At 69.0% G+C, this 20015-nt stretch carries 18 protein-coding genes; 1 reads left to right on the top strand and 17 read right to left on the bottom strand.

Features of this window, described 5'->3' with window-relative positions; all coding sequences use genetic code 11:
* Positions 1–16 precede the first annotated feature (16 nt).
* The 7 genes from HWX31_RS11720 to HWX31_RS11690 are packed head-to-tail and all read right to left on the bottom strand — an operon-like array spanning position 17 to position 6890.
* Positions 17–835, bottom strand: a complete 819-nt coding sequence (locus tag HWX31_RS11720; RefSeq protein WP_063803151.1) for an ABC transporter ATP-binding protein — start codon at positions 833–835, stop codon at positions 17–19.
* Between the two features lie 4 nt (positions 836–839).
* On the bottom strand, positions 840–1697 hold the full coding sequence (locus tag HWX31_RS11715; protein ID WP_059616534.1) for an ABC transporter ATP-binding protein: 858 nt from the start codon (positions 1695–1697) through the stop codon (positions 840–842).
* Positions 1690–2583, bottom strand: a complete 894-nt coding sequence (locus tag HWX31_RS11710) for an ABC transporter permease (protein ID WP_174964752.1) — start codon at positions 2581–2583, stop codon at positions 1690–1692. Before HWX31_RS11710 ends, HWX31_RS11715 begins: the two co-directional genes overlap by 8 nt.
* Positions 2580–3659, bottom strand: coding sequence for an ABC transporter permease (locus HWX31_RS11705; protein ID WP_080402038.1), 1080 nt, complete (start codon positions 3657–3659; stop codon positions 2580–2582). Before HWX31_RS11705 ends, HWX31_RS11710 begins: the two co-directional genes overlap by 4 nt.
* Positions 3656–5230, bottom strand: a complete 1575-nt coding sequence (locus HWX31_RS11700; RefSeq protein WP_174964751.1) for an ABC transporter substrate-binding protein — start codon at positions 5228–5230, stop codon at positions 3656–3658. Before HWX31_RS11700 ends, HWX31_RS11705 begins: the two co-directional genes overlap by 4 nt.
* Before the next feature lie 32 nt (positions 5231–5262).
* Positions 5263–5712 (bottom strand): GAF domain-containing protein, encoded by a 450-nt coding sequence (locus HWX31_RS11695; RefSeq protein WP_063888542.1) that lies wholly within the window; start codon positions 5710–5712, stop codon positions 5263–5265.
* A gap of 53 nt (positions 5713–5765) precedes the next feature.
* A complete protein-coding gene (locus HWX31_RS11690; protein WP_174964750.1) occupies positions 5766–6890 on the bottom strand; it encodes a porin in 1125 nt (374 codons plus the stop codon).
* 462 nt (positions 6891–7352) lie between these two features.
* Here HWX31_RS11690 and HWX31_RS11685 point away from each other — a divergent pair, with 462 nt between their 5' ends.
* Positions 7353–8672 carry a hypothetical protein gene (locus HWX31_RS11685; RefSeq protein WP_174964749.1) on the top strand — a complete coding sequence of 440 codons (1320 nt, stop codon included), beginning with the start codon at positions 7353–7355 and terminating at the stop codon, positions 8670–8672.
* Positions 8673–8716: 44 nt separating this feature from the next.
* On the opposite strand, the gene HWX31_RS11680 is transcribed toward HWX31_RS11685, so the two are convergent.
* The 10 genes from HWX31_RS11680 to HWX31_RS11635 are packed head-to-tail and all read right to left on the bottom strand — an operon-like array spanning position 8717 to position 20012.
* A complete protein-coding gene (locus HWX31_RS11680) occupies positions 8717–10144 on the bottom strand; it encodes a DHA2 family efflux MFS transporter permease subunit (protein WP_059616344.1) in 1428 nt (475 codons plus the stop codon).
* Between the two features lie 2 nt (positions 10145–10146).
* A complete protein-coding gene (locus HWX31_RS11675) occupies positions 10147–11601 on the bottom strand; it encodes an MFS transporter (RefSeq protein ID WP_174964748.1) in 1455 nt (484 codons plus the stop codon).
* Position 11602: 1 nt separating this feature from the next.
* The gene (locus tag HWX31_RS11670) at positions 11603–12517 is read right to left on the bottom strand and encodes an ornithine cyclodeaminase family protein (RefSeq protein ID WP_208456079.1); all 915 of its coding nucleotides are present in this window, start codon (positions 12515–12517) and stop codon (positions 11603–11605) included.
* Between the two features lie 58 nt (positions 12518–12575).
* Positions 12576–13475, bottom strand: coding sequence for an isopenicillin N synthase family dioxygenase (locus tag HWX31_RS11665; RefSeq protein ID WP_174964746.1), 900 nt, complete (start codon positions 13473–13475; stop codon positions 12576–12578).
* Positions 13472–14446: a fatty acid desaturase family protein gene (locus HWX31_RS11660; protein ID WP_059616349.1), complete on the bottom strand. Its 975-nt coding sequence runs from the start codon at positions 14444–14446 to the stop codon at positions 13472–13474. Before HWX31_RS11660 ends, HWX31_RS11665 begins: the two co-directional genes overlap by 4 nt.
* Positions 14446–15345: a hypothetical protein gene (locus HWX31_RS11655; RefSeq protein ID WP_174964745.1), complete on the bottom strand. Its 900-nt coding sequence runs from the start codon at positions 15343–15345 to the stop codon at positions 14446–14448. Before HWX31_RS11655 ends, HWX31_RS11660 begins: the two co-directional genes overlap by 1 nt.
* 36 nt (positions 15346–15381) lie before the next feature.
* Positions 15382–16608: an aminotransferase class I/II-fold pyridoxal phosphate-dependent enzyme gene (locus HWX31_RS11650; RefSeq protein ID WP_174964744.1), complete on the bottom strand. Its 1227-nt coding sequence runs from the start codon at positions 16606–16608 to the stop codon at positions 15382–15384.
* Positions 16609–16639: 31 nt separating this feature from the next.
* Positions 16640–17893, bottom strand: a complete 1254-nt coding sequence (locus HWX31_RS11645) for an aminotransferase class I/II-fold pyridoxal phosphate-dependent enzyme (protein WP_174964743.1) — start codon at positions 17891–17893, stop codon at positions 16640–16642.
* Positions 17890–18807, bottom strand: coding sequence for an alpha/beta hydrolase (locus HWX31_RS11640; protein ID WP_174964742.1), 918 nt, complete (start codon positions 18805–18807; stop codon positions 17890–17892). The genes HWX31_RS11645 and HWX31_RS11640 overlap by 4 nt, the downstream gene beginning before the upstream one ends.
* Before the next feature lie 50 nt (positions 18808–18857).
* The gene (locus HWX31_RS11635) at positions 18858–20012 is read right to left on the bottom strand and encodes a 2-isopropylmalate synthase (protein ID WP_059611753.1); all 1155 of its coding nucleotides are present in this window, start codon (positions 20010–20012) and stop codon (positions 18858–18860) included.
* Positions 20013–20015: the final 3 nt, after the last annotated feature.

The following is a 20015-nucleotide window of genomic DNA, read 5'->3' as shown; positions in this document are numbered from 1 at the left end:
TAAATTTATGCCTTACTTAAATCGACGCGAACGGCCGTTCGGGCGGCTTTTCCGGCGGCAGGGCGGGCCGCGGCGCCCCGCCCTGCCGCGCTTGCGGCGCGCCGAACAGCGCGCGCGCCGCCGGATGGCTGCCGCCCGCCGACAGCCCCGCGCGGTCGAGCTGCTCGACGATGCGGCCGCGTTCCATCACCGCCACCCGGTCGCACAGGTGGCTGACCACGCCGATGTCGTGGCTGACGAACAGATAGCCGATGTCGAACTCGCGCTTGAGCGCCGCCAGCAGGTTGAGGATCTCGGCCTGCACGGAAGCGTCGAGCGCGGACGTCGGCTCGTCGAGCAGCACGAGCCGCGGCTCCAGCACCAGTGCGCGGGCGATCGCGACCCGCTGCCGCTGCCCGCCCGACAACTGGTGTGGATAACGGTAGCGAAAGCGCGCGCCCAGCCCCACCAGCTCGAGCACCCGGCCCACCCGTTCGTTGATGCGGTCGAAGCCGTGATGCCGCAACGGCTCGGCCAGCGTCCGGTCGATCGTGTGTTTCGGATGCAGCGAGCCGTACGGATCCTGGAACACCATCTGCACGGCGCGCGCATGGCCGCGGCCCGGCGGCTCGCCGTCCCGGCGCACCGCGCCGTCGACGTCGAGCTCGCCGCGCCACGCGTCCTCGAGCCCGGCGAGCACCCGCAGGATGGTCGACTTGCCGCAGCCGGAGCCGCCGATCAGGCCGAAGGTCTCGCCGCGCGCGACGTCGAACGACACGTCCGCGACGGCGTCGAACGCGCCGCGCCGCGTGTGATACCGCACCGAAAGTCCGGTGCATCTGAGCAGCATGGTCATGAGGTCAGCTCCCGTTGGCGGTAAGAACGTCGCGCGCGCCGTCGAGCCGCGCGCGATCCAGCACCGGCAGCGTCGTGCCGCGCGTCGCCGCGGACGGCAGGCAGTCGAGCAGCCCGCGCGTGTACGGATGGCGCGCGTCGAACAGCCGGTCGCCGCGGCATTCCTCGACGATGCGGCCGCGATACATGATCAGCACCCGGTCGCAGAAGCGCGCGACCATCCGCAGGTCGTGGCTGATCAGCAGCAGCCCCATGCGGCGCGTGTCGATCTCGCGGCTCAGCAGCGCGAGCACCTGGTCGCGCACCTGCACGTCGAGCGCGGAGGTCGGCTCGTCGGCGATCAGCAGCTGCGGCGATGCCGCCAGCATCGCGGCGATCATCACGCGCTGGCCGATGCCGCCCGACAGCTGGTGCGGATACGCGCCGGCCACGCGCTCCGGATCGGCGATGCCGACCTCGGCGAGCAGCGCCAGCACTTTCGCGCGGGCATCGCCCTTGCCGAACGCGCGATGCAGCAGGCCCGCCTCGGCGACCTGATCACCGATCCGGCGCACCGGATTCAGCGAATACTTCGGGTCCTGCAGCACCAGCCCGATGCCGCTGCCGCGCAAGCGCCGCCAGCCGCGCTCGGACAGCCCGAGCAGATCCTGCCCGCCGAATTCGAGCCGCGCGGCACGCACTCGCCCCGGCGCGCGCACCAGCCCCATCAGCGCGCGGGCCGTCATCGACTTGCCCGAGCCGGATTCGCCGACGATGCCGACCCGTTCGCAGCCGATCCGCATCGACAGGTGCTGCACGACGTCGACGTCGCCGTGCAGGGTCGGATAGGTGACCGACAGGTCTTCCACGATGAGTTCACGCATGTTTGGCATCCAGCAGGTCGCGCAGGCCGTCGCCCAGCAGGTTGAAGGCAAGACTCGTGAGCAGGATCGCCGCGCCCGGCGCGGCCGCCACCCACCACTGGTCGAAGATCGTCTGCCGGCCGTTCGCGACCATCGCGCCCCACTCGGACATCGGCGGCTGCGCGCCGAGGCCGAGAAAGCCGAGCCCCGCGGCGGTCAGGATGATGCCGGCCATGTCGAGCGTCACGCGGATGATCGACGACGGCACGCACATCGGCAGCACCTGGCCGAGCAGTACCCGCCAGGTCGGCAGGCCGAGCGCGCGCGCGGCGAGCACGTATTCGCTGCGCCGCACGACGCGCGTTTCGGTGCGCGCGATGCGCGCGTACGCGGGCCACGCGGTCATCGCGATCGCGAGCACCGCGTTCTCGATGCCCGGCCCGAGCAGCGCGACGAAGGCCAGCGCAAGCACGAGGCGCGGAAACGCCATGAACACGTCCGTCACGCGCATCAGCACCGCGTTCACCCAGCCGCCGAAGTAGCCGGCGCAGATGCCCGCGGCCATCCCGAACGGCGCCGACAGCAGCGATACGAGCGCGACGATCGCCAGCGTCGGGCGCGCCCCGTGGACCGTGCGCGCCCACAGGTCGCGCCCGAGCTGGTCGGTGCCCAGCCAGTGCGCGGCGCCGGGCGGCGCGAGCCGCTGCGCGATGTCCTGCGCATTCGGATCGCAGCCCGCGAGCGCGGGCGCGAACGCCGCGCAGGCGAGCAGCGCCAGCACCACCGCGCCGCCGAACAGGATCGCGGGATTGCGGCGCGCACGACACCACGCGCGATAGGCCGCGCCGCAGCGGGCCTGCCAGGTGCTTGCCGGCGCATCGTCCGCCAGCCATGTCATCAGGTTCATTCGGACCTCGGCTCGATCAGATGGGAAATGAAATCGGCGCACGCGTTCAGCGTGACGAACGCCAGGCCGATCAGCAGCGTGCCGCCCAGCACCGCGGGCATGTCCGCCGCGAACAGCGCGTTCGTCATGTAGAGCCCGATGCCCTGCCACGAGAACACGGTCTCGGTGAGCACCGCGCCTTCGAGCAGCATCGCGTACGACAGCGCGATCACCGTCACGAGCGGCGCGGCGATGTTGGGCATCACGTGCCGCCACAGCAGGTGCGCGGTGGGCGCGCCCTTCGCGCGCGCGGTGAGCACGTATTCCTTGCCGATCTCCTCGAGCGTCAGCGCGCGCGTGATGCGCGCGATGTACGCGATCGAGAAGAACGCCAGCAGCGCCACCGGCAGCACGAGGTGCCGCACCGCATTGCCGAACGCCTGCGCGTTCCCCGCGCGCAGCGTGTCGATCAGCATCGCGTTGCTCCACGCGGGCACCGTGTACAGGTACACGTCGTCGAGCCGCCCGGGCCCCGCCACCCATCCGAGCTTCGAATAGAAGACGAGCAGCCCCATCAGCCCGAGCCAGAACACCGGCACCGAGTAGCCGACGAGTGCCACGATCCGGATCGCGTGATCGGCGGCCCGGTTGTGGCGCTGCGCGGCCCACACGCCCGCGGGCACGCCGAGCAGCACGCCGAACAGGATCGACAGCGTGGCGAGTTCGAGCGTCGCGGGGAAGTAGGTCAGCAGGTCGACGAGCACCGGGCGGCCGGTGCTCGTCGACTGCCCGAGATCGCCGTGCAGCGCGTCGCGCACGTAGCGGACGAACTGCACGGCCAGCGGCCGGTCGAGCCCCATCGCATGACGGGCGGCCCGGTACGTCTCGGGCGACGCGTGATCGCCCACCACCTTCAGCACCGGGTCGATCGGCGATGCGCGGCCGATCAGGAACGTGACGAGCAGCAGGCCGAGCGACGTGAGCGCGAGTGCGCCCAGCGCACGGCCGAGGCCGGTCGCAAACCGCCGGGCGGCGGATCGGAGCGATCCGCCGCCCGGCGACGCGCCGGCCAGGGTGGAAGCCGGCGCGCGCGTCATTTCGACACCCCCGCATACTGGATCAGGTCGGGCGTCAGGCCGACCGAGAACCCCTTGACGTTGCCGCGCACCGCCACCTGGCTCAGTTCCTGGAACGTCACGACGATCGGCGCGTTGCGCTGGACCTCGCGCTGGATCGCCAGGTAGTCCGCCGCCCGGCGCACCGGATCGCGCGTCTGCAGCGCGGCCGTGGTGCGCTGGCTCAGCTCGGGCACGAGCCACGCGTTGCGCCACGCGGTCGTGCTCTGCGGATTCGCATCGCCGTTGTCGACGTTGTACGCGAACGACTTCGCATTCGCATGCGGGTCGAAGTAGTCGGCGCCCCAGTACAGCAGCATCGCCTCGTGGGCACGCGCGCGATAGCGCGTGATGACCTGTGCGCCCGTGCCGGGCAGCAGGTTCAGCCTGATCCCGCCTTTCGCGAAGCTGGCCTGCATCGATTGCGCGATGTCGAGAAAGCGCGGCGTGTTGATCACGTCGAGATCGATGCTCAGGTTCCTCACGCCGGCGCGCTCGAGGATCGTGCGCGCCTTCTGCGGATCGAAGCGGTACGGGTTGTCGTTCAGCGCGCCCGCGAAGCCGGTCGGCAGAAACGCCTGATGCACCGTCAGCTGCCCCTTCTGCAGGTGGCCGGCAATGCCGTCGTAGTCGACCAGGTAACGCAGCGCCTGCCAGATCGCGGGATTGCGCAGCTTCGCGTGCTTCAGGTTGAGGCTCACGAAATGCACGATCGCTTGCGGCGAGGTCTGCACCCGCACGCCCGGCTTGCCCTGCAGCGCGGCGATCTGGTCGGGGCCGAGATCGCGCGCGACGTCCGCATCGCCCGATTCGAGCGCAAGCCGTTGCGTCGCCGCTTCGGCCATGTTCTTCATCAGCACCGTGCGGATCGCCGGCGAGCCCGCCGGCGACAGCGGATTCGCGTCGAGGATCACGGCCTCCTTCGGCTTGTACAGCTTCAGCACATAGCTGCCGCTGCCCGCCGAATGCGCCTGCAGCCACGCATTGCCGAGATCGCCCCGGCTGTCGTGCGCGGCCACCGTCGCCTGATCGACGATCGACGCGGGCCGCGACGCCAGCAGGTTCAGCACGAACGCCGCGCCGAACTCGCCCTGCCACGCGACGCTGAGCGTCTGTGCGCCCGTCCTGCGCACCATCTGCGCGAGGTTCGCGCTCGTCCAGCCGAGCTGCGTGAGGATGAACGCCGGAGCCTTGTTCAGCTGCACGACGCGCCTGAACGAGTACACGACGTCCTCGGGCCGCACCGGATTGCCGGACGCGAACTTCGCGCCCGGCTTCAGCACGAAGTCGATCGAACGGCCGTCGCGCCCGACGCTCCAGCTCGCGGCCAGCCCGGGCCGCACGTTGTTCGGGTCGACCGGATCGTACTGCACGAGGTTCTGGTACAGGTTGGCGCCGAGCTCCATGCTCGTCAGCTCGTAGCTTTCGGCGGGGTCGAGGCTCACGATGTCCTCGATGTTCTTGACGACGACGAGCATGTCCTTCGGTGTCGCGGCCATGGCTCCCTGCACGAGCAGCGCAAGGCCGATCAGGAAAGTCAGAATGTGTCTCATGATTTGAATTCTCGAATGTGTGTGGTGTCGCGTCATTTCTCCGCGCCGCCGGCGGCCGAGAGAAATGCTTGAACGGCGCCGTGCGCCAACCGCTCGCAGGTCGGCAGCACCGATTCGGCATAGGCATGGCACCGGTCGAGCAGGTTGATCGTCCCGAGCACGTGTCCGTTGTGTATGACGGGCACGTTGATCGCGCTGCCGAGGCCCATCGCCACGATCTTTTCGTGATCCGCGTAGAACGCGCGAAACTCGTCCGGCTGCCGGGCGAGAAAACTCCGCTGCTCGACCACCACGCGCGTGTACCACGCGTCGCGCAGCATCGGCTTGCGCCCGGTAAGCGGATAAGCACGCTCGTCGTTGCTGTAGATGCGTTCCGCTTCGCCGCCCGAGGCGACGATGCGCATCGCGGTGAACAGTCGGTGTCCGACCGTCCGTTGAAAAGCGTCTTCCACGTGTTTGAACCAATCGTTTGCCGTACTCATGGCCGTCCTGTGTGCTGTGATGCGCGCACGCGGGCGCCGTACGCGGCACCCGGTTAGAAGAAATGGAACATGCCGAGCCGCACGACGGTCTGCTGATTCGACGTGGACGGCGCAAAGCTGTAGCCCACGACCGGATCGACGCCCGCCGACGCCCTCAGGTATTCCCCGCCCAGATAAAGGCTGGTCTGCTTCGACAGCGCGTACCACAGCCCGGCCGTGAACTGATTCCACGCGTGCTGTTCGAACGTGTCGCGCTGGTAGCTGCCGTAGAACGTCCAGGCGGGCGCGATCTCGTACCGCAGCCCGCCCTCGTAGACGTTGAAGGACGATCGCCGGCCGAAGCCCGCGATCGCGTTGTGCGTGACGTCCGCATAGAGCGTCAGCGACTTCGTCGCCGCATAGCTCGCGCCGATGCCCGCGACCTTGCTCGACTCGACGACGAGCGACGGCGCGACGTCGGTGCGCATGCCGGTGGCGGGATCGACGGTGGCGGTGGTCTGCCCGAGGAAGCTCGACAGCCCGGTCGCCGCATACGGGTCGAGCGTCGGCTTGAACAGCGCCGCGTAGGCGACGCCGATCCTGAACGCGCCGCGCGCGTACTGCGCGCCGAACGTGTACGCGCTGCCGTCGTGGACGTTGCCCGGGCGGTTGCTGAACGAGTAGAGGCCACCGAAGCTGAACCCCGAATAGTCGACGCTCATGAACTTCACGGCGTTGTCGAGGCGCTCGCCCGCCAGGCGGTCGTAATCGCCCTGATGCGTGCCGTAGCCGGTGCCGTTCAGGCCGACCGCGAACTGCGTGAGGAAGTCGCAGATCGAATCGTATTGACGGCCGAAGGTGATCGTGCCGTAATCGCTCGACAAGCCGACGAAGGCCTGCCGGCCGAAGGCCAGCCCGCCCTGCCCGAGTTGCCCCGTGCCGAGCCGGTAGCCGCCCTCCAGCGTGAAGATCGCCTTCACGCCGCCGCCCAGGTCTTCGCTGCCCTTCAACCCCCAACGGTTGCCGAACATCACGCCGTCGTCCATCTTCAAGTTGTGCGAACCGCCTTCGTTCGTCACGTAGGTCAAACCGGAATCGATCTCGCCGTAGAGCGTGACCGAGCTCTGGGCCCGCGCCGCCGGCGCGTGACACGCCCATGCCGCCACCGCTGTCGCTACCGCTGCTTTCAACACATTCATGCTCATCTCCAAGCCGTCCTTGCGTTGTGTCTTGCGAATTCCGGAACGGCTCGCCAGCAGCGACATGCACTTGCCCCGCGTGCGCGCTCCGGTGCCTCTGCCAGGGTGTTCGAGCGGCGCGCGTGACAGGCGTCGCGCCGCCCGCAAACCCGCCAACGGGCCTTGCCTGAACGGCGTCGGACGCATGCCCGCGGGCGATCTGCGGGCCAAGTTTTTACCGGACTAAAATTTTAGTCAAGCTAAAATTTTGACGCGGATTCGCAGGGTTTCGCGCACGCCCGGCTCGGGGATGAATCGAACAATAGCCCTTTAAAAAAGGGGTATTTCGCATTCCATGCCGTCGAAATCCGGTGCCGCGAAGACGGACCGAACGGCGCGCCGGGCGCACATCCGCTTGACTTTGATTTTAGTGGAGCTTAAATTTCAGACGGCAGCCCACCCCGCCCATTCTCCGGAGCACTCATGCTTTCGCACACCAACGAAGCATTCATGGAAGCCATCACGGCGAAGCGCCGCACGATCGTTGCGCGCGGCGCGCGCCGCCACGCGCAAGACTGGCTCGATGCGCTCGAAGCACGCCTGTACGTCGCCCTCCCCCAGCCCGTGCTGATCGACCGCACCGATTACGAGCGGCTCGACGCGGCGGCCCGCGCACTGTTGTCCGCGCAACTGAAAATCGCCCGGCACCTGGTGAGCACCCAGTCGCGCGAAGCGCTGCTGCGGCGCTTCCGGGTGCCCGGGCACATGGCGCGCTTCGTCGACTGGGACAAGTTCCAGACGGGCGCGATGACCGTCGCGCGCATGGACATCGTGCCGACGGCCGACGGCTACCAGTTCTGCGAATTCAACGTGCATTCGGCCGTCGGCGGCGCGGAGAGCCACGGCTGCTATCTGCGCTTTTGCCGCGCGCTCGGCCTGCCCGCCGACCCGCAAGCGCGCTCGCCCGACTACCATCTCGCGCAGATGTACACCCGCATCGCGCAGGCGCGCGGCATCGAGCGGATCGTGATCCTCGACTCCGTGCACCATGCGTCGCTCGGCTATCCGCGTCACGACGATCTCGCCGCGCTGCTGCGGCAGATGAACCCCGGCTGCGAAGTCGCGAATCACCGCGAAGACACCTATCCCGAGGCATGGCTTGCCCCCGAGCTGGGCGAGCGCACGCTCGTGCACCGGATGTTCACCCATGACGAAATCACCGACGGCTGCGCGTTCCTCGCGCGGCTTGCCGACAGCGGCGCCGTGATCACGAACACGTTCGAGGCGGAAATGCGGATGAGCAAGCTATGGCTTGCATTGCTGTGGGACGACCGGTACGGCGCGCTGCTCGACGACGCGGAGCGGGAGGCCGTCAGGCGCTACGTGCCGCCGACCCGCGAGCTGACCGAGGACAACCTCGGCGCGCTGCTCGCCGAGCGCGCGCAATGGGTCTTCAAGTTCAACCACTCGTACGGCGGCGACGGCGTGCTGATCGGCGCGTCGACGCCGGCGGACGAACTGGAGCGCGCGATTCGCGAGAAGGGGATCGAGAACTGGATCGCGCAGCGCTTCGTCGAGGCAGAGACGCTCACCATGCCCTACGACGACAGCGAAGCCGTCGCGCCGCACCATCTCGTGCTCGGCCTGTACGTGCACGACGGCCATACCTGCGGCTTCTTCGTGCGCGGCAGCGCGTCGTCGCGCGTGGTCAACCTGTCGAGCGGCGCGGGCAAGATGGCGTGGGGCCTCGTGCTCGACGCGCCGGCGCGCCGGCACTTCATCGATCGGATTCGACAGCTGTAGCGCGGCCGGGCACGTTCGCAAGCCCGTTACGAGCGTGACGGGCCCTATGCGCCGCGTGCGGCCTGCCGCGCGCGGGCGGCCTGCCGGACGTGCAGCGCGGCGAACGCCAGCGCCATCGCCGCGAGAAAGCCCGCCATCACCGCGAAGGTCTGGCCGAACGCCAGCACGAAACCCGCGCGGTCGTCCGCCGCGCCGTGCGCGCCGCCCGATCCGTCGAGATAGGCGGCATGGCGAATCCCGACGAGCGCCGTCAGCAGCGCCACGCCGATCGCGCCGCCGAGGCTGCGGGAGATGTTGAACAGGATCGACGCGGACGGCGCATCGTGCTTGACCGTCGCGGTCGTCGCGAGCACGCCGAGCGGCGTCAGCATCAGCGTGAAGCCGAGCCCGCGCAGCAACTGCGCGACGACCACCGACGCATAGCTGAAATCCGCCGCGGCCAGGCTCCACATCCACGCGCTGATGCAGGACAGCAGCGCGCCCACGACGACCAGCACATGCACGTGCACGCGTTTCAGGATGCGCGGAATGAAGCCGAGGATCGACAACTGCACCGCGCCGCCGTACAGGATCACGAGGCTGATCTGCGCGGGCGTGTAGCGCTGCAGCTCGATCAGGAAATACGGCACGAGAAAGTAGGTGCCGAAGACCGCCGCGCCCGTCGTCACGTTCGCCGCGCACGCGATCCGCAGCTGCCGGTTCGCGAGCAGGCCGAGCGCCACGAGCGGGTGCGCGCTCGCCCGCTCGCGCACCACGAATGCCGCCAGCGCGACGAGCGCCACGCCCGTCAGCACCGCGATGTCGCGCGACGCGAACCAGCCGTAGCGGTTGCCCTCCTCGAGCACGTATTGCAGGCTGCCGAGCCCGATCACGATCAGCACGAGGCCCGGCCAGTCGACCCGGGTCCGCTCGCGGCCGGCGGCGGGCTCGTCGCGCAGCCCGCTCATCATCAGCGCGAGCCCGACGAGCCCGATCGGCAGGTTGAGGTAGAAGATCGACGCCCAGCCGAAGTGCGCGGTCAGGAAGCCGCCCATCACCGGCCCGAGCATCGGCGCGAGCGTCACCATCGCGCCGAACAGCGACATCGCGCGGCCGTGCTCGCCGTCGGGCAGGCGCGTCATGATCAGGCTGTACGCGAGCGGCATCAGCGCGCCGCCCGCGACGCCCTGCAGCAGCCGGCAGCCGACCAGCATCTCGAAGCTCGTCGATTGCGCGCACAGCACCGACGCCGCCATGAACATCACGCTGAACACCTGCGCATAGCGCCGGTAGCCGAGCCGCCGCGACAGCAGCCCGGTCAGCGGCAGCGTGACGATCTCGGCGATCAGGTAGGCCGACGAAATCCACGACGCATCGGCGAGCGGCGCGTGCAGCGCCGCCTGGATGGGGCCGATGGCCGCGTTGGTGATCTGGATGTCCATGATGGTCATCAGGACCGCGACGATGCTGCCGATCACACTGCGCCAAGCCATGCTCAACCCTCTCCGGAATGCACGTTCGCGCGCCGCGCGAACCATGCGATGCAAAAGGCGGCGCCGATCGCCGCCACCACCGCGCCCATCCAGCCGAACGCGTGCGCGAACACCGTCGCGCCGCTGCCCGGCGCCAGCGTGCGCGCCGCCCGTGCCGCGTCGATCCCGGCCGCCGCGAGCGTGACGCCGAGCGAGCCGCCGAGGCTGCGCGACATGTTGTACAGGATCGACGCGCTCGCCGCCTGCGCGGGCTGGGCCACCGTCGTCGCCGCCACGCACAGCGGCGCGAGCAGCAGCGACAGCCCGATGCCGCGCGCGATCTGCGCCGCCGCCACGCCCGCGCCGGTGTAGTGCGCGACGAGCGCGCTCCAGCCGAACGTGCCCGCCGCGAACAGGCCCGCGCCGAGCGCGATCGTGACGAACAGCGGCAGCCGCCTGCCGATCGCCGGCGTGAACCACAGCACGACGAACTGCGTTGCGCCGGTCAGCATGATGACCTGCCCGATCTGCTGCGGCTGCGCGCCGCGTACCGAGATCAGGAAATACGGAATCGCGAAGTAGCTGGCGAAGGTCGCGCCGCAGGCCAGCGCGTTCGCGGCGCACGCCATCACGAACTGCTGGTTGCGCAGCAGGCCGCGATCGACGAGCGCGCGCGTGCTGTGCAGCTCGCTGCCGACGAAGCCGACCAGCATCAGCCCGGCGAGCGCGAGCAGCGCGACGATGAGCGGCGAATCGAGCCAGCCGAGGCCGCGCCCTTCCTGCAGCACGAACTGCAGCGCGCCGAGCGCGACGGCGAGCGTCGCCACGCTGCGCCAGTCGACCGACTGCGCGCTCGCGTCGGCGGCCGGCAGCCGGCGCAGGCCGGCATGCGTCAGCACGAGCGCGAGCGCGCCGATCGGCACGTTGATGTAGAACAGCACCCGCCAGTCGAACAGCGCGGCCAGCGCGCCGCCCACGGCCGGCCCGAGCGTCGGCGCGAGCGCCATCGTCGCGCCGAACACCGCGAACGCGCGCGCATGCTCGTCGCGCGGCAGGCGCTGGATGATGAGCACGTAGGCGAACGGAATCAGCGCGCCGCTCGCGAGCCCTTGCGCGGCGCGCAGCACCGCGAGCCCGGTCATGCCGGTGGCGAACGTGCAGAGGATCGATACGGCGACGAACAGCAGGATGAACAAGCGCGCATACCGTGCGCTGCCGAGCCGGGCCAGCAGCATGCCCGACACCGGCAGCATCGCCGCCTCGCCGAGCAGGTAGGCGGACGACAGCCACGCGCCCGCGCCGAGCGGTGCGTGCACGCCCGCCTGGATCTGCGCCATCGCGGCGTTCATCATCTGAAGGTCCATCACGCTCATCAGGACCGCGACGATCCCCCCCAGCACCGCCAGCCAGCCTTGCCGCGCGAGCGCCGCATTTCGCGGCGCGGCGCCGGGCGCCGCATCGAGTTCGAGATCGGCCATGTCAGCCCACCGCTTTCAGCAGGTAGGCGACCGTCGCCAGATCGAGAAACGCGTGGCCCGTCGAGCTGAACACGGTGGTGCGCCGCCGCAGGTCGGCCACCGGCTGCGCCGCGAGACGGCCGAGATCGAGCGCGTCGCGATGCAGCTCGCCCGCTTCCTCGATCGCGGTCGGCACGTCCTCGACGATCAGCACCGCGTCGCGCAGCAGCGTGTTCGGCAGCTCGCGCGACTCGGTCGTATGCCCGCCCATGCAGTTGATGTGCACGCCCGGCCGCAGGTTCGCGAAGCGGCCGAGCGGCCGGTCCGACGCGGTGGCCGTGCCGATCACGTCCGCGCCGTCGATCGCGTCGTCGACCGAGCGCGCGCGCACGATCGCAACGCGCGGGCCGCACTGCGCCGCCACGTCGCCCGCGAACGCGGCGAGCCGCGCCGGATCGCGCGCGTACAGCCGGATTTCGCGGATCGGGCGCACCGCGCAGACGGCCGCGACCTGCTGGCGCGCCTGCACGCCCGCGCCGATCACGGCGAGCACCTCGGCCCGCTCGGCCGCGCAGTAGCGCGTGACGAGCGCCGAGACCGCCGCGCACTTCAGGTTGGTGACGGCCGCGCCGTCGAACAGCCCGAGCAGCTCGCCGGTGGTCGAGGAAAACGCCGCGACGAGCGCGTGGATGCGCGGCAGCACGTCGTCCGGCGCGCGTTCGAAGATCGTCGCGACCTTGTTGATGTAGAGCCCGTGCCGCGCGCTCACTGCCGGCATCGACAGGCACAGGCCCGCGTCGCCCGCCGGCACGATCTCGCGCGGCGGCACCGTGATGTGCCGGTGCCCGCCGCCGCGCACCAGTTCGTCCAGTTCGTCGATCAGGTCGCCGAGCTTCGCGGCCGCGTACAGCGCATCGTAGGAATAAGGCGGCTTCAAGCATGTCTCCGTCGGAAGGGGGCGGCGCCGCAAGCGCCGCCGCAGGATCAGGCCGCAATCAGACCGTATCGCGGCCGAACAATGCATCCATCTGTTTGTTGCCGAATTCGACGAGCATGTCGTCGTTCGTTAACTTGAAGAAAACAATCGACTGCCTGGGCTGGTCGAGCAGGACCACGCGGTGCTCGGTCGACAGATACTCGCCGTTCGACCAGTGCGACAGCAGGTCGCCGATGTTGACGAGGAAATGATCGACGTCGCCCAGCCCGGGTGAAACCCATTCCCGGCCGCCGATGCGCACCTCGATGCCCTGTGACGTCTGGGTCAGCAGCGAAATCAGGCTGCTGTCGGTATGTGCGCCCATGCCCTGATCGTGCTCGATCGGGCCGGTGAAGGCCGGGTAAAGATGCGAGCGCAACGAATCGGCGGACTGGTCGGTGCGGATCGTGAAGAAATCGCGCGGCAGGCCGAGCGAAATCGTGAAGAGGCGCATCAGCCGGTCCGACAGCGCTTCGCAGGCACGATAGTACGCCTTGAGCGCGCCGCGCAGTTCATTCCCGAGCGCGCCGTCGGGGAACGGCAACGCCTCCCCGTCGTCGAGCACGAGCTTGCCCGCGCTGTACTTCTCCACGTAGTCGGCCGGCTTGCCCTTCACGCCCATGAACGCGAACGCGTTCTCCTCGAGCAGGCCGCTGTAGCCGTAAGGGGTGTATTCGTCGCTGCCGAACGTGAAGCCGGTCGGCAGCCTGCAGCGCAGTTTCTCGGCGAGCGGCAGCTCGAAGAAGCGCTTCGACGCGGCCTGCGCGCCGACGATCACGTCGCGCGGCACGCCGTGCCCGCAGACGGTGAAGAAGCCGACGCTGCGGCAGGCGTCGTCGATCTGCCGGGCGACGTCGCGCTCGCCGGCCGGGTCGCCGTCGAGCGACGGCGTCAGGTCGATCACGGGAATCGCGCTCATAGTGGTCTCCAATGGGTTCGGTCGATATCGTCGAGAATCTCGCGCAGGATGCTCACGCGCCCGGCCGGGGCGGACAGCAGCCCGCCCCGCGCGGCGTTGGCCGCCCGGTACGCGTCGTCCTGCAGCAGGATCTCGTGCACCCGGCGCAGGTTCCAGAACGGCACGCCGGGAAACAGGTGGTGGGTCAAATGCCAGGTCTCGCCGTGCATGCCGAAGAAGCAGCGCTCCCACCAGCACGGAAAGCGGTTGCGGGTGATCTCCAGCTCGGAGCGGTCCTCGCCGAACAGCCGGTAGTGCTCGGTGATCTCGAGAAACCACGCGAGCACGTGCGACACGGTGAGAAACGGCACCAGCCAGAACCACAGATAGCCGAGCGGGCCCGCGAGCCACGACAGCGCGGCCGCGACGACCGCCTGCGCCGCCGCGAGCCGCGCAAGGTCGCCACGCTTGCCGGCCATGTACGCGATGCGGCCCGCCACCAGCTCGCGCACGTTGCCGAGCGCGTTGCCGAGCAGCAGCGTCTTGAAAAAGAAGCCGCTCAGGAACGCGCGGCTGCTCGTCACCGCCAGCAGGCCGCTCTCGCGGAAGCCGACGTAGTCGGGGTCGCGCTGCGGGTCGCCGAGATGACCGTGATGCGCGGGCACGTGGATCGCCCGGTAGTACTCGTCGCTCTGGAACACCGCGAAGCCCGCCGGCCAGCGCGTCAGGAACCGGTTCAGCCAGCGCGCACGCGCGAGCGACAGGTGGACGCCGTCATGCAGCAGCGTGACGAGCGCCCGCTGGCGCGAGCCGATCACGAAAATCGCGGCGGGCGCGAGCCACGGCCAGCGCGCGCCGCCCGCCGCCGCAAGCGCGATCACCGCGTAATCCCCGAGCACCGCGACACCGCCGCGCCAGTTGTTCGACTGGTAAAGCGGCCGGACCTGTTCGCGGATCGACGCGGCAAACCGGTGCTTGCGATATGCCGGCATCAGTTGCCCACCTCGATCACGTGGTGGATCCGGTTGCCCTTCTTGTAATAGTCGAGCGACAGGTTCACCGTGCCGTCGTGGTCGCGGATCTCCGATTGCGCGATGCCGTAGTAGTCGAGCCATTCGGCGTAGTGCTCTTCCGCGTGGTACTGGTACTCGTAATGGCGGATCGGGCGCGCCGACGCCTCGCCGGGCACGATGCGCCGCGGGTCCGTCGCGCCGTGCGCGACGCCGAACTCCACCTCGTTCGACAGCATCACCATCACCATGTCGGTGTCGAGGTTCACCTTCACGCAGAACGAATAGTCGTCGAGCAGCGCCTGGTAGTGCTCCTCGCGAATCGCGACGTTGTAGTTGGCCGGAATGTTGGTCACCATGTCGCGCGGCGCGACGCCGTGGTCGCGGCAGTAGGCGGGCACGTCCGCGATCACCGGGTAGCCGCCCTCGATGTTGCGGTTCGGCCCGTAGACGTTCGCGACGAACGGCGTTGCCGTATCGAAATGGATGCACTTGGTCGTCGAGTATTCGCGGCCGTCCACCTTGCCGTCGTGCGAGAAGTTCCTGTTGTTCTGGTAGCCGTCGACGTCCATGTACGCGAGCGTGAAATCGCGCTTGGTCACGTTGTAGCGCGCGAATTCGACGTGCTGCATCGCCTTGCGGAAGATGTCCTCGTACAGCGCGTAGACGAGATCGCGATGTTCGGCAAGATCGAGCCGGCGGCTCGCGAGCAGCGCGCCCGCGCCGTACACGACGACGAAGCCGTTGTCGCGCTCCATCAGGCGCGCGGCGGCCTCGGTCAGGCCGGGCGACGGCACGAAGCGGCCGTCTTCGAACGTGACGTCGCCGTTGCTGACGTCGATGAGGGATTGGCGAAGCTTGTCGGATTGCAGGCGGGTCATGTCGATATCCTTTGTCGGTAGCGGCCGCGGCGCGGCTCAGTGGAGGTCCAGCGAGGCGACGGCCTCGCACAGGCGCGTCATTTCCGCGTCGTCGATGCCGGCGCGCACCATCACGCGCAAGCCGGCCTGGTCGCGCGGCACGATCGGGAAGAACACCGGCGACACATAGAAGCCCTGCCGGTAGAGCTGCTGGCCGGCCGCGATCACCTTGTCGCCGTGGCCGGCGACGAGCTTGATCGGAAAGCCGTTGCCGCTCTGCTCGGTGGCGACGCGGCGGTCGAATTGCGCGATGTGCGCCTGCAGCCGGCGCTGGCGCACGCCGAGTTCGGGGCTGTCGTGCAGTTCGGCCACCACGAGCGACGCGCCGATCGCGGCGGTGTTCATCGGCTGCGACCACGCGAGCGGGCCGCCGAAGCGTTCGAGCAGCAGCGCCGTGTCCGGCCCCTTCGGGCCGAACATGATCGCCGCGCCGCTCGTGCCGAACGCCTTGTTCAGCGTTGCCACGATGATGGTCCGTTCGTCGAGCTCGCCGAGATTCGAGCGGATGTAGCCCTCGCCCTTGTCGCCCATGATCGACAGCGAATGCGAATCGTCGAAGTACAGGAACAGCCCGTACCTGCGCTGCAGTTCGAGCAGGTCGTGCACGGGCGCGTGGCCGCCCATGCTGTACGTGCCGTCGCACACGTAGGCCACGTTCGGATACTTGCGGCACACGTCCTCGAGCCAGTTCATGTCGTTGTGCGGCGAGGTCAGCACGAGCGTCTCGTCGCCGCACACCGGCTTGTACAGGTTCATCGAGAAATGGCACTGCTTGTCGAACACCATCACCGGCTTCGGGCCGCCGCTCAGGTGCCCGGACGCGACCAGCGGCAGCACGCCCGCGGTGGCCGCGCTCGCCGAGATCGCCGTCACCACTTTCGCGCGGAACAGCGCGGACAGCCGCGCCTCCAGCTCGAGCAGCGCCGGCAGCTGGATCCGGATCCGCGAGATGCAGTGATCCAGCACGCCGTAGCGCTGCAGTGCCGCCGCCGCGCCCTCGGCGACCAACGGATGCGAATCGAGATCCAGGTACGAGCAGCAGCTCAGGTTCAGGAAACGATGGCCGTCGTCCGTCTTCAGATAGCCGTCGCCGTCGAGATTCGCGACGATGCCCGCGAGTCCGGCGTCGCGCGTCGCTTCCCAGAACGCGTTGCCGATGCCGATCGCCTTGTCGTTGTTGCGGTAGCGGTTGCGCGGCGCGCGCAGTTCCTCGATCTGTCCCATGTTTTTCCTCGTCGTGATTGCAGTGGCCCGGTCAGTAGTGCGACGGGGCCTCGTTCAGGTCGTCCAGCAGCGCCGTGAGCACGTCGATGAAGCGCTGCATCGTTTCGGTCGGCAGGTCGCCGCGCAGCATCACCCGGATGCCGGCCCGGTCGCGCGCGACGATCGGGAAGAACACCGCGGAGCAATAGAAGCCGCGCCGGTACAGCTCGTTCGACAGGAACACCGCGCGCTCCTGGGTCCCCACTTCGACGACCTTGATGTTCAGTCCGTTGCCGCGCTGCGGCGTGTCGATGTGCCGGTCGAACAGCGCGATGTTCTCGCGCAGCTGCCGCTGGCGCCGCGCGAGCTCGTCGCTGCGGTGCACCTTCAGGCTGCCGAGGCTCGTGCCGATCGCCGCGGTGCGCAGGCTCTGCGACCAGCCGAGCGGCCCGGACCGGTACAGGAAGTCGAAGTGCCGCGGCGACGGCAGCATCGCGATGCCGCCGGTGCTGCCGAACGCCTTCGCGATCGACGCGACGATGATCGTGCGGTCGTTCAGCTCCGGCAGGCGCGAGCGGATGTAGCCCTCGCCGCGCCCGCCTTCCACCGACAGCGAATGCGAATCGTCGACGTAGAGGAACAGCCCGTAGCGCGCCTGCAGGTCGAGCAGCCGGTCGAGCCGCGCGACGCCGCCGACCGAATAGACGCCGTCGCACACGTAGGCGACCCGCGGGTAGCGCTTGCAGATCGCTTCGAGCTCGTCCATGTCGTTGTGCCCGCAGGTCAGCACGAGCGACTCGTCCGCCACCACGGGCTTCATGAACGCCATCGAGAAGTGCGCGAAGCGGTCGAACACCATCACCATCGGCTCGCCGTCCGTCAGGTGGCCGGACGCGAGGAGCGGCAGGATCGCGGCGGTGAGCGCGCTGCACGTCACGGCGGGCACGACCGGGCCGCCGAACTGCTGCGCGAGCCCGTGTTCGAGCTCCTCCATCAGGCCCAGCCGGATCCGGAATTCGGCCATCGACAGCCCCGTGATGCCTTCGTCGCGCAGCGCGTCGATGCCGCCCTGGATCACGTCGGGGTGACTGTTGAGCCCGAGATACGAGCACGAACTCAGGTTGACGAACTCGCGCTGCGTGTCGAGATCGACGAGCCGGTTCTGCGTGCCGCGCGCGGCCACGCGGATGCCGAGCATGTTGTTGCGGCGCGCGACGTCCCACGCGCTCTCGGCGGCGGGCACCATCTTCTGGTTGTTCCGCCACACGTGCGGGCCGACGATGCCGTCGTGAACGACGTCGCTCATTGCGCACCTCCTTGCGATTCGGTGTGCTGACGGATGAATTCGCCAATACGGGCGATCGCGACGCGTGCCGCGCTCAGCACCGGAAACTGCAGGTGCCAGACATGGTAGAGCGCGGGCCATTCCTCGAACGTGACGTCGAGGCCGCTCGCGCGCGCCTTCGCCGCGAGCCGCTCGGCGTCGCTGAACAGGATCTCGCGCTCGCCCACCTGGATCAGGAACGGCGGGAAGCCGGTCAGGTCGGCGAAGAGCGGCGACGCGGTCGGCGTGCGCGGGTCGATGCCGTTCAGGTAGAGCTTGCGCACCAGGTCGACCGTCTCGCGCTCGACCATCGGATCGATGTGCTTGCGGGTTTCGTAGCTCTCGCCCGTCGCCTCGAGATCGACCCACGGCGACAGGCACACGGTCGCGCCCGGCAGCGCCAGGCCCGCGTCGCGCAGCGCGACGAGCGCGGCGACCACCAGCCCGCCGCCGGCGGAATCGCCGACGAATGCGATCCGGCCGGGTGCGATGCCGTCGGCGAGCAGCAGCCGGTAGGCCGCGCACGCGTCCTCCACCGCGGCCGGATGCGGATGCTCGGGCGCCCGCCGGTAGTCGAGCTGCAGCGTGCGGCAGCGCGCGGCGCGCGCGACTTCCGCCGCAAGCCCGCCATGGCTCCTCAGCGAGCCGAACACGTAGCCGCCGCCGTGCATGAAGATCACCGCGCGCGCCGGATCGGCGAGCGGCGGCGTCAGGAACTGGCCGGCCACGCCCGCCGACGCGATCGGCTCGATGCGGATGTCGTCCGCGATCGGCGGCCCGAGGTCGTCGTAATGCACGCGCGCGGCTTCGACGCCCGGCGGCCACGGCACGCTCAGCAGGTCGTCCAGGACGGCGTCGACTTCGCGCGGGTCGACGAACGATGCGGGTGTAAACATGATGCAGGCCCTCGTAGAAATGAACTCGGAATGGCTCGGCGCGAGGCCGCTCAATGGCCTCGCACGGTGGCGAGCAGGTCTTCGTCGGCGAGCGTCTGCTTGCGGTCGGCGATGTCCTTGAAGCGCGAGAACGCCGTCTCGAGCTCGAGGTCGCTCGCGAACTCGACGCCGAGCGAGTGCATCACCATCCGGAAGCCGTTGCGGCCCGAGTGCTTGCCGAGCACCAGCCGGAAATCGTCCGCGCCGACGTCGGCCGCGGTCATGATCTGGTAGGTCTGCGGGTGCTTCAGCATGCCGTCCTGATGGATGCCGGACTCGTGCGAGAACGCGTTCTTGCCGACGATCGCCTTGTTCGGCTGCACGACGAAGCCGGTGATCTCCGACACGAGGCGCGACGCGGCCGTCAGATGGCGCGTGTCGATGCGCGAATGGACGTGGTAGAAATCGGCGCGGGTGCGCAACGCCATCACGATTTCCTCGAGCGAAGCATTGCCCGCGCGCTCGCCGATGCCGTTTATCGTGCATTCGATCTGCCGTGCGCCCTGCCGCGCGGCCTCCACCGAATTGGCGACCGCCATGCCGAGATCGTCGTGGCAGTGCGCGGAGAACACGGCCTTGTCCGCGTTGGGCACGGTGTTCAGCAGCCGCGCGATGATCTGCCCGTACTCATGCGGCGTCGCATAGCCGACCGTGTCGGGAAAGCTCACGGTGGTCGCGCCCGCGTCGATCACGCCTTGCGCGATGCGCGCGAGGAACTCGGGCTCCGAGCGGCTCGCGTCCTCGCACGAGAACTCGACGTCGGCCGCGTAGCGCCGCGCATGGCGCACCGCGCGCGTCGCATGCTCGAGCACGTTCTCCGGGCTCATCTGCAGCTTGTATTTCATGTGGATCGGCGACGTCGCCAGCACGATGTGGATCCGCGACGACGCCGCGCCGCTCACCGCCTGCGCGGTCAGGTCGATGTCGCGCTCCACCGCGCGGCTCAGGCTGCAGATCGTGCTGTCGCGCACCTGCGCGGCGATGGTGCGGATCGCCTCGAAGTCGCCCGCGCTCGACGCCGCGAAGCCGGCCTCGATCACGTCGACCCGCAGCGTTTCGAGCATCAGCGCGATCTCGACCTTCTGCGCCGTATTGAGGTTGATGCCCGGGCTCTGCTCCCCGTCGCGCAGCGTCGTGTCGAAAATGACGATCTTGTCGGTGCTCATCTT

This window comes from Burkholderia ubonensis (assembly GCF_902833085.1).
GTDB lineage: Bacteria > Pseudomonadota > Gammaproteobacteria > Burkholderiales > Burkholderiaceae > Burkholderia > Burkholderia ubonensis.
Note: the sequence above shows the minus strand (reverse complement) of the source record. Positions and strands in the feature narration are given on the sequence as shown.

Excerpts from the sequence above, each read along its gene's own strand:
- HWX31_RS11720 (WP_063803151.1), bottom strand. The coding sequence starts at position 835 with ATGACCATGCTGCTCAGATGCACCGGACTTTCGGTGCGGTATCACACG.
- HWX31_RS11715 (WP_059616534.1), bottom strand. The coding sequence starts at position 1,697 with ATGCGTGAACTCATCGTGGAAGACCTGTCGGTCACCTATCCGACCCTG.
- HWX31_RS11710 (WP_174964752.1), bottom strand. The coding sequence starts at position 2,583 with ATGAACCTGATGACATGGCTGGCGGACGATGCGCCGGCAAGCACCTGG.
- HWX31_RS11705 (WP_080402038.1), bottom strand. The coding sequence starts at position 3,659 with ATGACGCGCGCGCCGGCTTCCACCCTGGCCGGCGCGTCGCCGGGCGGC.
- HWX31_RS11700 (WP_174964751.1), bottom strand. The coding sequence starts at position 5,230 with ATGAGACACATTCTGACTTTCCTGATCGGCCTTGCGCTGCTCGTGCAG.
- HWX31_RS11695 (WP_063888542.1), bottom strand. The coding sequence starts at position 5,712 with ATGAGTACGGCAAACGATTGGTTCAAACACGTGGAAGACGCTTTTCAA.
- HWX31_RS11690 (WP_174964750.1), bottom strand. The coding sequence starts at position 6,890 with ATGAATGTGTTGAAAGCAGCGGTAGCGACAGCGGTGGCGGCATGGGCG.
- HWX31_RS11685 (WP_174964749.1), top strand. The coding sequence starts at position 7,353 with ATGCTTTCGCACACCAACGAAGCATTCATGGAAGCCATCACGGCGAAG.
- HWX31_RS11680 (WP_059616344.1), bottom strand. The coding sequence starts at position 10,144 with ATGGCTTGGCGCAGTGTGATCGGCAGCATCGTCGCGGTCCTGATGACC.
- HWX31_RS11675 (WP_174964748.1), bottom strand. The coding sequence starts at position 11,601 with ATGGCCGATCTCGAACTCGATGCGGCGCCCGGCGCCGCGCCGCGAAAT.
- HWX31_RS11665 (WP_174964746.1), bottom strand. The coding sequence starts at position 13,475 with ATGAGCGCGATTCCCGTGATCGACCTGACGCCGTCGCTCGACGGCGAC.
- HWX31_RS11660 (WP_059616349.1), bottom strand. The coding sequence starts at position 14,446 with ATGCCGGCATATCGCAAGCACCGGTTTGCCGCGTCGATCCGCGAACAG.
- HWX31_RS11655 (WP_174964745.1), bottom strand. The coding sequence starts at position 15,345 with ATGACCCGCCTGCAATCCGACAAGCTTCGCCAATCCCTCATCGACGTC.
- HWX31_RS11650 (WP_174964744.1), bottom strand. The coding sequence starts at position 16,608 with ATGGGACAGATCGAGGAACTGCGCGCGCCGCGCAACCGCTACCGCAAC.
- HWX31_RS11645 (WP_174964743.1), bottom strand. The coding sequence starts at position 17,893 with ATGAGCGACGTCGTTCACGACGGCATCGTCGGCCCGCACGTGTGGCGG.
- HWX31_RS11640 (WP_174964742.1), bottom strand. The coding sequence starts at position 18,807 with ATGTTTACACCCGCATCGTTCGTCGACCCGCGCGAAGTCGACGCCGTC.
- HWX31_RS11635 (WP_059611753.1), bottom strand. The coding sequence starts at position 20,012 with ATGAGCACCGACAAGATCGTCATTTTCGACACGACGCTGCGCGACGGG.